The sequence below is a fragment of the Paenibacillus sp. FSL F4-0097 genome (genome assembly GCF_038593125.1).
GTDB classification, from domain to species: Bacteria; Bacillota; Bacilli; order Paenibacillales; family Paenibacillaceae; genus Paenibacillus_AQ; species Paenibacillus_AQ odorifer.
Map to the genome: position 1 here is coordinate 3,779,871 of NZ_CP151965.1, position 13,074 is coordinate 3,792,944.

The following is a 13,074-nucleotide window of genomic DNA, read 5'->3' on the forward strand; positions in this document are numbered from 1 at the left end:
TACTAGGCTAGGATGCTCTAATTACCTTTACATCCCCAGGGATTATTTTCTCCCCTTCATAAAGCATAAACCGTCCATGTTGCCACTCTACACGCAGTAGACGTGAATCATCTGATTGATATTGCCACACATGCTGCTCTCCACCATTCATAAATGGCGTCTGACCTGCAACAGCGACAAAACCTTCATATTCTTCCTCCAGGAAAAATGTATAGCCATCGAGCTCAAGAGTTGCTGGAACCTCAGCAGGATTATCTAACCGCCCATCGATAGGTCTGTACAATCCATATTGCAGCTGTTCCCGCTCTTCTATATGAAGATAAGCTATCTGGCTTCCATCTCTAAGGGTCAGAACTACAGCATTACGGCCCCGATTATGTGTCCGGCCAGTAACTTCATAGGTGACAAGCGATACTTCACAAATGTCTCCGGGAGACAAATTAAGCATACTTTTTTGAACTTCCTGAGGCGCTGGCTTAGAGAAAAGGTTACCTATACGTTTCCACATACTCAACTTGATCGTTCCTCCTACATAAAGGCAGTAATAATTAAAGCACCCGTAATTTGCAGTGAACCTGATAGCAGGCCATATCCGATTTTACCAAGCTGTGTACCATGATCCAGATCCAGCTTCCCCCAATTTGCTAGTAGAAGCCGAACCGTTCTTTCTAAAATTAACAAAAGCAAAAATGATACCAACGAAATCAGCAACGCATCTAACAAACTATTGGAAGCCGCTATCGATGAAGATAAAATGAAGGCCTGAGCTAAAAGCTTCATTACAAACCGTGTAGTCACCGCCATATTTCCAGCCTTTAACTCTTCAATATCGTTATAACGAGTAAAAAGTGAATCTATATACATCAGTACAAACAGCAACACAGCGCCGCTCACCGTCCACACGACCATGGACACCAGAATATGGAGATCCATTCTATAGCCCCCGCTTAATCATTTTGCATGCCTTTCATAAGCATAGATAAAGCGAAGAAGAAACGAATTTCTGTCTCCCCTTCGCCTGTGAACACCAGCCGTGAACCGGCTAAAGATCAAATGTTATTGCTTCTCGTATTGTTTCATCAGAGCCGCCAGTTCATCTTCAACCGCTTGATCTTTGTTCAGCTTCTCGAATTCATCATCCAGAGATTTATTGCCTGAACTCATCTCATTGCTGGCTTCAGCCTGAGCTTCTGCTTGCAGCATTTTATCTTCCATACGTTTGAGACCTGCAGACGCTGAATCGGAGCTAAATCCGCTCATTGCTTTGTTGATCTCGGTTTGAGCTTTGGCAGCGTTATAACGCGCAACCAATGTCTCACGTTTGTTCTTCATTTGGGTAAGCTGTTTGCGCATCTCTTCAAGCTTGCCACGAAGGTTATCCGCAGAGGCTTTGTTCTGATCAAAGCTGGCTTTGTATTCTACCAGTTTAGCTTCAGCAGCATTTTTCTCTTCCAGAGCGCGGCGAGCAAGGTCAACATTACCCGCTTGAGCTGCTGCATGAGCCTGTTGGGTACGTTTGTTAACAAGCGCTTCTTGTTCTTCATACAGCTGTTTGAATTTCTTCTCAATGGCGATTTGCGCCGCTACAGCTTTTTCTGCATCTTCTAAATCTTCGGTCATATCACGAATGTATTGATCTGTCATTTTAATCGGGTCTTCTGCTTTGTCAATAATCGCGTTCACATTAGACATGGTTAAATCGCGCAATCTTTTAAATATAGACATGGTTTCATTCCTCCAAAAGATAATTTAATTCCTCACATGCTATCTTTTACGTAGAATTGCCACTACCGTTTCATATTTGTTGCGCTAAATATTGATTTACTTTTAAATTCACAATTTCCACGACTTCCATAATACCTTCTTTCGTGAGATTGTCATAATGAATCCCCATCACTACTGTGACCGTCTTGTTCAGCGCTTCAGCTACTCTGATCGCAATGGGCTCGCTTATCGTGTGCTCTTTATGATGAGGAACCGCTGAAGTCAGTACTTTAACCTGCTCCCCCTCCAGATAAGCAGTACTCGTGGCACCAATATGCCGAACACCTCCACTAATTAAGAGCAAGAGATCACGTCCGACAGCCGTCGCCTTCAGCTCAATATCCTCAGGATCAATCTGGTTAGTAGTCAATAGTATTCCCCTCACTGCTTCACTTTATATAATGCCCCGTATTTCCTCTAGTGATTGAATATTTTCTTCAACCATAAATTGCTCAAGCTCTGCAACTAGCTGACTACCTGCACGCAAGTTCATGAAATTATAAGTTCCCACTTGGATAACTGCAGCACCTGCCATAATAAACTCGATGATATCCGTTGCTGAAGTGATGCCACCCATTCCGATCACGGGAATCGTTACGTTTTGTGCAACTTGATGCACCATACGAAGAGCGACAGGCTTAATCGCAGGTCCAGACAATCCAGCATATAAGTTATTGAATACACTGCTTCTGCGGCGGACATCAATCTTCATTCCTGAGATCGTGTTGATGAGTGAGACAGCGTCTGCTCCCTCCTCCTGACACATTTGTGCCATTTCAACGATATTTTCGGCTCCCGGCGACAGCTTTACAGCAAGGGGCAGTTTAGTTGCGCGTCTAACAGCCTGTACTACTTTTTGAGCTTCTGAAGTTTGGATCCCAAACGCAATGCCGCCCTCTTTAACATTTGGACAAGAAATATTCAATTCAATCATGTCCACTGCTGTCTTACCTGCACTCGCACGAGCATCTGCATCCCGCTGAATCATCTCAGCACCAAGAACATAATCTTCAAGTGTGCCTCCACCCAGGTTGACCAAACGAGCAGTATCGAGTGTTTCCCAATAAGGGCATTCTTTATCTATAAATGCAGCTACACCCGGATTCTCGAGTCCCACACTATTCAGCATACCAGAAGCTGTCTCATATACACGAGTGCCGGGATTCCCCGCTTTCGGATTGAGGGTTAACCCCTTGCCAGAGATTCCACCCAGCAGAGACACATCATACAGCTTGCCATATTCACGGCCAAAACCAAACGTTCCAGAGGCCATTATAATTGGATTTTTAAAATGAACGCCAGCAATTGTTGTGTTCAACTTAGTCATGGAAAATCACCTCCTCAGAAAGAAACACAGGTCCGTCTGCACAGGCCTTCTTTTGACCATCACGGCAGGATACACTGCAGACCAGACAGGCTCCAATCCCACAAGCCATTCGGTTCTCTAGAGAAAGGTATACTTTCGTTCTAATGCCTGCTTCTTCAGCAGCAATGCCTTTACGTTGAGCAGCTTTAAGCATAGGGTGTGGGCCGCAGACAAAGACATGATCATATTGGCTGAAATCCACACTATCCAAAATTAAACCGCCAACATCGACTACAAGCTCACTTGCAAGTGGGCGAAACGCTTCTGTCCGGTAAGCTTCACGGCTAAAGCCCAAAAAGATATCACTCCCCGGAAGCTGCTTCGCACAATAATAAAGCGGTGCAATTCCGATCCCACCGCCGATGAGCGCAACCTTCCCTTCGACCTGTGGAAATCCATTTCCAAAAGGGCCCTCAAGCTCTACCGAATCACCTGAACCCAGCCGTGAGAATATCTCCGTACCTTCCCCAACTACGTGATACAGAAATTCAACACTATCCTCGTGTACTTCATGTATACTTAAGGGTCTGGATAGGATGGGGTAAGCTCCCCATGCCCGTAACATGTAGAATTGACCCATTGCTCCGCCACTATTCGTCTCTACCTTAAGGTGATACACACCATCTGTCAGCCGTTCGTTACTTAGAACCGTCCCCACGTTATCAAGCTCCTTCAAATTTTATCTTTATTAAGATTGCCTTAGAAGGAGCATAAAATCTGTGACAAACTTCACATTGAAAACGGTCTAGCCTCTTTTCCAAATCCCACGTTCATAAGGTTTAGGTACATCATGTACGCCACCAAGCGCTTCTTCAGCATGTAAAGCCCAATAAGGATCACTTAACATCCCACGGCCAATAGCTACAAGCTCCGCCCTTTTTTCTGCAATGATGGACTGTGCCTCAGAATAGGCTTCAAGCCGTCCTACCGCAATTACTGGCACTTGTAATCCACTGCGAATATATTCTGCCAGATCTGCTTGGTAGGCTGGGCCCGCATTAGGTCCACCATTAGAGCCAATGGGCCCTTCACCACCTGAAGACACATGGAACATATCCACTCCAGCATCCTTATATCGGCGGCAAAACTCCAGGGCATAGGCAGCATCATATCCACCATCAACATATTCTTTCGCGGATACCCTCATGATCAAGGGCATATCTACTGGCACTACTTCTCGGATTGCTGCAACTACTTGTTCTCCAAAAAGTGCAGGATCTTGTCCATATTCATCCACTCTGAGGTTGGACAGAGGTGAATGAAACTGGTGAATTAAGTAACCATGCGCACCATGAATCTCCACAGTATCAAATCCTGCCTCCACAGCTCTACGAGCGGCATCACGAAAGGCTTCTATCATCTCAAGGATGCCTTCCTTAGAAAGCACCTGTGGCTGCTTAGAACGAGCATCAAAAGGAATTGCAGAAGGTGCAACCGGCGGCTCAGCATCGACCGCTTTACGTCCGGCATGCCCTAGTTGAATGGCTATTTTTGCTCCATAGGCATGTACACTATCTGTGAGCTTACGATACGCCTCTATATGCGTATCACTCCAAATCCCTGTATCCCGGTTCGTTATTCTACCGTCCGGATGTACTCCAGTCATCTCGACAATGATTAGACCAGTACCTCCAATAGCACGGCTTACATAATGAACAAAATGCCAATCATTGGGGATGCCATCCTCTTTATCCACCGAATACTGGCACATAGGTGGCATAACAATACGATTTTTCAGCGTTAAACCCTTCAATTCATAAGGTGCAAACAATTCTGACATCCTTGTCCCCATCCTTCCACCTGTCTATAATTGGCCCGGGAATAATCCCGTTCTATTTAGTATACACGCATTAGTGTGTGCAAGAAATCTTTACCAGAGACCTTGAAGAAACGGCATAAATTCATCCTTCAATGGAGATAACAATGAAGAATATGGTGATGATCAGGTAGTAAAGGAGGCATTTGGGGATGTATGATCAACGGAGAGTCCAGAAACTGCTAGTAGTATTAGGATCAATCATTGTCCTGCTATTTCCAACCTCTTCAGCAGAGGTTGCTTCAGCTCCAGCTCAGAATCAGAAGTCCTCACAGGATCAAATTAAAAGTACGCAGACCACTGACGAAGACAAGGCGATATCTGCGGGAACTTCTACTACAAATAATTCAACGAGCAGCAACAATAAGAACACTAAGGGCTTGTCTCTGAGTCAGCTATTACACAAATATCCCGAGACCTTTAAGACCAGCGGTCCTCGGAATAAAGTCATCGCCTTAACTTTTGACGATGTGCCTGACCCAAGGTTTACACCCCAATTGCTAGATGTTCTTAAAAAATATCATGTCAAAGCAACCTTCTTCGTGGTAGGAAGCCGAGCTGAGAAACATCCTGCTCTAGTGAAGCGGATGATTAGAGAAGGACATGCTATTGGAAATCACTCTTATGACCATCCTCAGTTTGTGAAGCTGAAGATGCATGATTTCAGATCACAGATCATTGAGACCGAGAACATTATTCAAACCTTGGCCGGATATAAACCACGCCTGATTCGTCCACCCTATGGAGATATCTCTGAGCAACAATTGAGATGGGCAAAAAATCATGGTTATAAGCTCGTAAATTGGAATGTGGATTCGTTGGACTGGAAGGGACTTTCCAAAACTCAAGTTAGAAATAACATCTTAGCTAATGCAGGAAAAGGAGCAATTATCCTTCAGCATGGTGGAGGTGGGCCGGGTAGTGATCTTAGTGGAACGATTCAGGCTTTACCTGAGGTAATCACGATTATGCGTAAACGCGGCTATTCTTTCGTTACCGTGCCTCAATTGCTGCAGGTCTCTAAAAATAAATAAATAAATAAATAAGAAACGGAGGCAGCCGCTAAGGACTCCCTCCGTTTCTTATTTAACCTATTTAAAACCATTCCATATCTCTGTATAAATCTCTATATTTTTATCTAGCTATTTAACAATGTATAATTGTACATATTGATAACCAAAATCCGCTACAAAGCTTTGGCTGCCTGGAATAAAGATATCGATGCGGTTACCTTTAATGGCACTTCCCATATCGGTTGCAGTAGCCAGAAAAGCTTCTTTAGGCAATCCTGAGTGTGAATGGCCGGTAACCAACACTTTTGTTCCAAGAGGAATTACACTTGGATCAACCGCAATGGTTCCTAGCTTAAGTGGGTTTCCAAAATAATCAACCGCACCCCAGCCTCCATTCTCACTAGCCGCTGAGGAATAAGCAGAAGCTTTAACTTGTATCGTTTTCTCATAGTTAAATGACTTGCCCCATGCTTCAACTGTTTTTGATTCTGGAGTAACATTCAGGCTTGGGGTAAGCACTGGAGTTTCTGTCGTAGCTACAGCTTCTGCTTGCATTTTACTAGGGATCGTTATTTTAAGTCCATCGTAAATATTAAGAGCTGCAACGTTTGGATTAGCTTTCATTAGATCATTAACACCGACATTGTATTGTTGAGAAAGAGTATAGAAAGTATTGCCTTCCTTTGCAATATGAACGCTGTCTGCAAAAGCAGGAGCGGTGTGCAGCAATGCACTAATTCCCATAACTGCAGCAAGGGTTTTAATGGTTCTGAACTTGTTCTTCATAAATGCCTCCTCTTTAGATGGGCGTAAGCGGTATGACTTCCGTATACGCTCGTGTACATTTCCTGTACTTATGTACATCTTGTGTGATGTCCTGATGTATTGTTGTCTTTTGTAAAACTGACAGGACTTAATATATCACAATTTTGTAACCTATGCGTATGTAATTGTTACCATTCTGAAATAACATGTTTAATTATTGTCTTTGATTCATTAAGAAGTTAACATAATTTTTATTATGTTAACTAATTAGCGACAATCATATCCTATTATATAAGATAATTAAATAATATTCTTTGAGATTTTACATAGATTTAACATTTCGTGCCTCATCCAATAGTAAAATGATAGAATATGATAAATAGATTTGAGATACAGACATCGAAGCATATTTGGAGGTCCCATGAATACAGAAGAGATTAAAAACAACCAAAGCAGTCCAGCCACTGCTTACCTCAATAGGGATTTGAGCTGGATCGAATTTAACCGCCGTGTACTCAAGGAGGCGCAGGACCCTGATAACCCTTTAATGGAACGTGCCAGATTTCTGGCAATCGTCTCGAGCAATCTGGATGAATTCATAAGCGTTCGCGTAGCGGGAATTCAAGATCAGATCCGGGCGGGTTATACTAAAAAAGATTTCACAGGCTACACCCCTTCCGGGCTGTATAAACGCCTCATCAAACGCGTAACCAAAATCATTGCCGATCAATACCGGACATTCCGTGATATTTCGCGGAGTTTGCATAAAGAAGGCATCGTATTTGTGGATTATAAGGATCTTACCCATGCCCAAGAGCAGTCCATAGAACAGTATTACCGAGATATCATCTATCCTGTACTTACGCCAATGGCTGTTGATCAGAGCCGGCCGTTTCCACTCGTGCACAGCCAGTTTATCTACCTAGCTGTTGTTCTTACTCGTAAGAATGGCCTTGAAGAGGAGCCTTATTTTGCTATCCTGCAAATTCCTTCGAATCTGCCAAGATGTATCCCTCTTCCACACCGCTCTAATAGTAAGAAAAGACAATTTGTATTTATTGAAGATGTGATCCGCCATCACATTCAAACCTTATTCAGCGGTTACGAACCTGTTGCGGTTAGTGAGTTTCGTTTGACTCGTAACTCAGATCTTACTATCGATGAGGAAGGTGCCGAGGATCTGCTGGAAGAGATCGAAAAAGAGCTGCGCAAGCGTCGTCGCGGGGTGCCTGCTCGTCTGGAGGTACAAAAAGGTATCCATCCCTATGCTCTTGAGCAGCTACAAGCTGAATTTGAGCTGGAGGACTTCGTATTTGAAATAGAAGGTCCGCTCGATCTGGGCTTTCTTCGTAATTTTGCCGGAAGCTTAAAAGGTTTTAGTTACTTGAACTATCCACCTATTGAGCCGGTCTACCCTGCTGAATTTCAAGAAAACGAGGATTTCTTCGAGGTGCTGCGTGAACGGGATGTATTAGTCTACCACCCTTACGAGTCTTTTGATGCGATGACAGACTTTATCATTCAAGCTTCAGAAGATGAGCAAGTGATGGCTATTAAAATGACCTTATACCGCGTCAGCGGAAATTCTCCACTTATCACTGCACTAGCCAATGCTGCGGAGTCTGGCAAGCAAGTTACAGTGGTTGTAGAGTTAAAAGCCCGATTTGATGAGGAACGGAACATCGCTTGGGCACGCCAGCTTGAAAAATCAGGCTGTCATGTCGTTTATGGTCTGATCGGACTCAAAACGCATGCCAAAGTGACCTTGATTGTCCGCCAGGAAGGCCCTGAACTGCGTCGTTACGTGCATGTAGGCACAGGAAACTATAATGACAGTACAGCCAAGGCTTACACGGATCTCAGTCTATTCACCGCCCAAAGCGATATCGGACTGGATGCTTCCGAGCTGTTTAATCAAATGACTGGATATTCGGCTAATTTTGACTGGCATTCCTTCATTGTAGCGCCAACGAATATGAGCTTATCCCTGCAAAAGCTAATGATGCGTGAAGCTGAACATGCGCGGGCAGGCAGACCCGCACGCATAATCGCCAAGATGAACTCACTCTCTAATCAGCAAGTGATCGACGATTTATATGGCGCAGCCCAAGCCGGTGTCTCCATTGACTTAATCGTGCGAGGGGTTTGCTGCCTACGTCCGGGAATAGAGGGCTTAAGTGAAAACATTACAGTACGCAGTATCGTAGACCGTTTTCTGGAGCACTCCCGGATCTATTATTTCGAAAATGGCGGCAAACCTGAGGTGTATTTATCCAGTGCCGACTGGATGACTAGAAACCTAACCCGCCGGATTGAGCTGATGTGTCCTGTCAGAGACAGCGGCATCCGTAAACAGATCGTCAAGATTCTAGAGTTGTCTCTACAAGATAATGTTAAAGCCAGCTTCTTGCAGGCTAATGGATATTACGAACAACCAGACGACAAAAAGGCCCCTTTCCGGAGCCAGTTTGCTGCAATGGATGTTACACGTTGGAAGGGAAGCCGAGTTTTACCTTCACCGCCCAAGCATTCTTAAACGCTTTTATCGCGTTCTCAATGTCCTCTAGGCCAATTAGCAGTGACGATGCGCCCTCTAAGTCCAGATGAAGCGTATTGCCGTGCAGATTGGCCTTCAGGCCGCTTACAATTCCAATCTCCGTGCTGTCCAGCGCAATGCTAAGCTGGACAAGCGATCCGAGCTTATGAATCCACTCTTCGTCGGATGGCAGCAAAATGTCCTTATGTTGTTGGGACAATTTCTGCTTCCGGCTTTTTGTGCTGTATGAGGCAATCATAGCGCAAAGAATAAGCTGACGGTGGGTAAGTCCACGAATCGGTGAATTCATCAACCAATACAAAGTATGTCGTTTGGATTGGTAATAGTTAATATTCGTTCCCGTACGATGCAGCATGATGGACACATAGATTAACATCTCGTGCTCTGCTCTATTCGATTCATCTTTAAATGCGTCAAACAGGCTGAGCGCTAGCTTGTTGATATGATCTAAATACCGTTTAGAGGTATGAATATCAAAACGAATAATCGTGTTTAAGCTATATTCTAAAGCACTATCACGCACTGGCTGCTCCGGCTCCAGCAGATCATGCAGCAAACCTTCTCTGAGTCCTTCCCCGCTGATCACCGCCTCACCCGCCCCAATATACTGATACACCGTATGGAAAATAATCAACCCTGATACAATGATATCCGCCCGACTCTTAGATAGTCCTTCTAAATCCTTACGTTTTTCGTAAGGCATTGAAGGTAGGGTGTTCATAAAGTGCTCGATCGTCTCACTGGTCATCGTATAGCCATGGGAGTTAGGCAATGAGTATGCTCGTGTCTTCTGATCCAGCTTCCCTAAAGAACGAACCGTCCCTCCTAAACCGAATAAAGGAAGACCAGCTTTGGCATTTAGCCAATCATGCTCAACCAGCCTGCCCAGAACAAAGGTCTGCAGCTTGTGAATCTGCTCATCGCTCCAATTCCCACCTTGACCAAACATTAGATTGGTATTTACTGCCCCAAACGGGAAAGAAATGCTGTGTTGATAACGCCGCTGACAAAAAAGAGTGATTTCAGTACTCCCGCCACCAATATCAATGACATAACCATCCTCTACATTAAAGGCATTAATAACACCCAAGAAGCCATAATATGCCTCCTGGTGGCCACTGATCACCTCAATCGGAATGGAAGAAGATTGTGACAAAAAGCTTATTATTTCGCTTGAGTTAGCTGCATTACGAATAGCTGCCGTTGCACCCGCCCGAATGGTTTCCACTGCAAAAGCATTGCAGATTTCCTTAAACTGCCGCAAGACCGGAACAATCGTTTCCATGTCCTTTTGTTCCAGTCTATTCTCCTTCGTAATCTTCTCACTAAGGCGAGCGGAGTACTTACACTCCTTGATGATCTTATAGCCTCCTTCGCGCGTTGTATCATAAATTACAAGACGAATGGAGTTCGAACCAATATCAATAATGCCTATCCGGCGTAGATCATCTCTCATTATGTATGTACTCCTTTTCCTGTTGATTGACTGACCATCTATTATACATGGTTTACATAAATAAATGAACTCAGTCCCAGCGATATATCCCCACATTACCCTCAGGACCCTATAACAAAACGGCCACCGGATACTTGTCCAGGGCCGTTTTGACGAATTCTTTATAATACTTTACTTAAAAAATCCTTAGTCCGAGCATGTGTAGGATTACCAAATACTTGTTCAGGAGTACCCTGTTCAACGATTACCCCGCCATCCATAAACAGAATGCGGTCACCCACTTCACGGGCAAAGCCCATCTCATGTGTAACTATAACCATTGTCATTCCGTCTTCGGCAAGCTTTTTCATAACCTCAAGTACCTCTCCTACCATTTCCGGATCAAGCGCTGAGGTAGGCTCATCAAAAAGCATCACATGCGGCTGCATGGCTAATGCACGAGCAATCGCAATCCGCTGCTTCTGTCCACCGGACAATTGAGCTGGATAAACATCCTTTTTATCTTCAAGCCCTACAGTCTTGAGGAGCTCCATTGCGAATTTATCGGCCACAGCCTGTTGCTGTTTTCTTACTTTAATCGGTGCGAGTGTAATGTTTTGCAGAACGGTTTTGTGCGGAAAAAGGTTGAACTGTTGAAAAACCATCCCCATCTTCTCACGCGTTGCATTGATATCATGCTTCTTTGAGGTGATCGATTCCCCTTCAAAAGTGATCTCTCCACCTGTAGGCTGCTCCAATAGATTCAAGCAACGCAGAAAGGTACTTTTTCCCGAACCACTGGGCCCGATTACAACGACAACCTCACCCTTTTTAATCTCCAAATCGATTCCCTTGAGAATCTCCAGCTTTCCATAATGCTTCTGCAGGTTCTTAACGGCGATCATCGGTATTCAGCCTCCTTTCGAGTCTACCTAGGATCTTGGAAAGCGTAAACGTTAGAACAAAATACATAAAGGCAGCAATCACGAGTGGTGTCATACCATCATACGAAATCGTTGTAACCGTACGAGCTTGAAACATCAAATCCGTTACTCCGATAAATGAAATAATTGATGATTCCTTGATAATGGTAATGAATTCATTACCGATTGCCGGAAGTACACTTTTAAGTGCCTGAGGAAGTACAATATGACGCATTGTCATCCCTTGTTTCATTCCAAGTGAACGTGCGGCCTCCGTTTGTCCACGATCGACACCCTGAATTCCGGCGCGAAATATTTCTGCCAGATAAGCAGAACTGTTAATGGAGAGTGTAATCGCCCCGGACTGAATCGGAGTAAACTCAATCCCAAACGTCGCCAGCCCGTAATGGATGAGAAACAGTTGCACAAGCATTGGAGTGCCCCGCAAAAATTCAACCCAAGCAGTGGCTAAGAAACGTAACACTCTCCATTTTGACATCCGTAGTAGAGAGACGATAATCCCAAGAATGAAGCCAAAAAAGACACCAAGAACAGCAAGAAGCAAGGTATATTGTAATCCAGTCAAGAAAAGATCACGATAATCATAAGCCATTCTAAATAAAGTAATATCCAATATCTTATCCCCCTATCTCCAAAAAAATAGAAAATAGCAAAGTTCCGCTATTTTCTGTAATACACATACAATTTACTTCAGCAGACCTAAAACAATATCCATTCCTTACTTCGTGCTTTCAGCAAGCTCACTGGCTGCCGCTACATATTCATCAATCTTACCTTCTGATTCTAGACGTTTAAGTGTAGCATTTACTTTATCCAGAAGCTCTGTATTGCCTTTTTTAATCCCAATTGCGTATCCATCATCTTCTACTTCAGGCTTAGCATCGGTAATTACAAGACCCGCTAAATTCTTAACAAAAGATTTGGCTACAGGTCCTTCAATAATTGCTGTATCGATACGGTTAGATTGCAATTGCAGAACGATCTCGGAAATTTTACCAAGAGAAGTGATTTTTGCGCCTTCAATCTCTTTGGCGATTTCTTCTTGAATAGAGCCTGTCTGTACACCAATTTTGGTACCCTTCACTGCGTCCATAGTAGCGTATTTATCTTTATCTGCTTCGCGTACTACAATAGCTTGTTCTGCTTTGTAATAAATATCTGAAAGTTCAACCGCTTTTTTGCGTTCTTCAGTCGGGCTAAGACCGGAGATCACCATATCTACGCGTCCACTGGACAATTCGTTAAGCAGTGAATCAAAAGGCAGATCCTTAACTTCAAGCTCAGCGCCCATGTCGGCAGCAATTTCCTTAGCGATGTCGATATCAAAACCTACGATAGTATCTTTTCCGTCCACTACTTTATGGAATTCGTACGGAGGAAAATCTGCACTTGTTCCCATAATCAGCTTTTTAGT

At 43.9% G+C, this 13,074-nt stretch carries 12 protein-coding genes and 1 pseudogene; 2 read left to right on the top strand and 11 right to left on the bottom strand.

Going from position 1 to position 13,074, the window contains the following annotated elements; genetic code table 11:
- Nucleotides 1-7: 7 nt before the first annotated feature.
- From MHH86_RS16940 to MHH86_RS16970, 7 genes are all read right to left on the bottom strand, one after another.
- The gene (locus tag MHH86_RS16940) at nt 8-514 is read right to left on the bottom strand and encodes a DUF4178 domain-containing protein (protein WP_076130052.1); all 507 of its coding nucleotides are present in this window, start codon (nt 512-514) and stop codon (nt 8-10) included.
- A gap of 14 nt (nt 515-528) precedes the next feature.
- Complete coding sequence (locus MHH86_RS16945; protein ID WP_036687618.1) at nt 529-933, bottom strand: DUF350 domain-containing protein; 405 nt, start codon at nt 931-933, stop codon at nt 529-531.
- A 123-nt stretch (nt 934-1,056) separates the two neighbouring features.
- Nucleotides 1,057-1,725 carry a PspA/IM30 family protein gene (locus tag MHH86_RS16950; protein ID WP_036687619.1) on the bottom strand — a complete coding sequence of 223 codons (669 nt, stop codon included), beginning with the start codon at nt 1,723-1,725 and terminating at the stop codon, nt 1,057-1,059.
- 70 nt (nt 1,726-1,795) lie between these two features.
- Nucleotides 1,796-2,134: a hypothetical protein gene (locus MHH86_RS16955; RefSeq protein ID WP_076218215.1), complete on the bottom strand. Its 339-nt coding sequence runs from the start codon at nt 2,132-2,134 to the stop codon at nt 1,796-1,798.
- A 24-nt stretch (nt 2,135-2,158) separates the two neighbouring features.
- A complete protein-coding gene (locus tag MHH86_RS16960) occupies nt 2,159-3,091 on the bottom strand; it encodes a dihydroorotate dehydrogenase (protein ID WP_038571513.1) in 933 nt (310 codons plus the stop codon).
- Nucleotides 3,084-3,788, bottom strand: coding sequence for a dihydroorotate dehydrogenase electron transfer subunit (locus MHH86_RS16965; protein WP_076144768.1), 705 nt, complete (start codon nt 3,786-3,788; stop codon nt 3,084-3,086). The genes MHH86_RS16960 and MHH86_RS16965 overlap by 8 nt, the downstream gene beginning before the upstream one ends.
- Before the next feature lie 87 nt (nt 3,789-3,875).
- Nucleotides 3,876-4,910, bottom strand: coding sequence for an NADH:flavin oxidoreductase/NADH oxidase (locus tag MHH86_RS16970; protein ID WP_076106821.1), 1,035 nt, complete (start codon nt 4,908-4,910; stop codon nt 3,876-3,878).
- 188 nt (nt 4,911-5,098) lie between these two features.
- Here MHH86_RS16970 and MHH86_RS16975 point away from each other — a divergent pair, with 188 nt between their 5' ends.
- Nucleotides 5,099-5,980, top strand: coding sequence for a polysaccharide deacetylase family protein (locus tag MHH86_RS16975; protein ID WP_036687626.1), 882 nt, complete (start codon nt 5,099-5,101; stop codon nt 5,978-5,980).
- A 108-nt stretch (nt 5,981-6,088) separates the two neighbouring features.
- Here MHH86_RS16975 and MHH86_RS16980 read toward each other — a convergent pair whose 3' ends face one another.
- The gene (locus tag MHH86_RS16980; RefSeq protein WP_036687628.1) at nt 6,089-6,745 is read right to left on the bottom strand and encodes a 3D domain-containing protein; all 657 of its coding nucleotides are present in this window, start codon (nt 6,743-6,745) and stop codon (nt 6,089-6,091) included.
- Nucleotides 6,746-7,145: 400 nt separating this feature from the next.
- On the opposite strand from MHH86_RS16980, the gene ppk1 reads away from it, so the two are divergent.
- Nucleotides 7,146-9,260, top strand: a complete 2,115-nt coding sequence (gene ppk1 / locus MHH86_RS16985; protein ID WP_036687629.1) for a polyphosphate kinase 1 — start codon at nt 7,146-7,148, stop codon at nt 9,258-9,260.
- Here the strand turns inward: ppk1 and MHH86_RS16990 are convergent.
- From MHH86_RS16990 to MHH86_RS17000, 3 genes and pseudogenes are all read right to left on the bottom strand, one after another.
- A complete protein-coding gene (locus MHH86_RS16990; protein WP_326047254.1) occupies nt 9,208-10,737 on the bottom strand; it encodes a Ppx/GppA phosphatase family protein in 1,530 nt (509 codons plus the stop codon). The two genes, ppk1 and MHH86_RS16990, sit on opposite strands and share 53 nt — an antisense overlap.
- Nucleotides 10,738-10,898: 161 nt before the next feature.
- Nucleotides 10,899-11,621, bottom strand: a complete 723-nt coding sequence (locus tag MHH86_RS16995; protein WP_036687633.1) for an amino acid ABC transporter ATP-binding protein — start codon at nt 11,619-11,621, stop codon at nt 10,899-10,901.
- A pseudogene (locus tag MHH86_RS17000) lies at nt 11,608-13,059 on the bottom strand (ABC transporter permease subunit). The gene MHH86_RS16995 and the pseudogene MHH86_RS17000 overlap by 14 nt, the downstream one beginning before the upstream one ends.
- Between the last annotated feature and the right edge of the window lie 15 nt (nt 13,060-13,074).

What these genes read in the sequence shown, in the direction of transcription:
- MHH86_RS16970 (WP_076106821.1), bottom strand. Translation starts at nt 4,910, where the DNA reads ATGTCAGAATTGTTTGCACCTTATGAATTGAAGGGTTTAACGCTGAAA.
- MHH86_RS16975 (WP_036687626.1), top strand. Translation starts at nt 5,099, where the DNA reads ATGTATGATCAACGGAGAGTCCAGAAACTGCTAGTAGTATTAGGATCA.
- MHH86_RS16980 (WP_036687628.1), bottom strand. Translation starts at nt 6,745, where the DNA reads ATGAAGAACAAGTTCAGAACCATTAAAACCCTTGCTGCAGTTATGGGA.
- MHH86_RS16950 (WP_036687619.1), bottom strand. Translation starts at nt 1,725, where the DNA reads ATGTCTATATTTAAAAGATTGCGCGATTTAACCATGTCTAATGTGAAC.
- MHH86_RS16945 (WP_036687618.1), bottom strand. Translation starts at nt 933, where the DNA reads ATGGATCTCCATATTCTGGTGTCCATGGTCGTGTGGACGGTGAGCGGC.
- MHH86_RS16995 (WP_036687633.1), bottom strand. Translation starts at nt 11,621, where the DNA reads ATGATCGCCGTTAAGAACCTGCAGAAGCATTATGGAAAGCTGGAGATT.
- ppk1 (WP_036687629.1), top strand. Translation starts at nt 7,146, where the DNA reads ATGAATACAGAAGAGATTAAAAACAACCAAAGCAGTCCAGCCACTGCT.
- MHH86_RS16960 (WP_038571513.1), bottom strand. Translation starts at nt 3,091, where the DNA reads ATGACTAAGTTGAACACAACAATTGCTGGCGTTCATTTTAAAAATCCA.
- MHH86_RS16990 (WP_326047254.1), bottom strand. Translation starts at nt 10,737, where the DNA reads ATGAGAGATGATCTACGCCGGATAGGCATTATTGATATTGGTTCGAAC.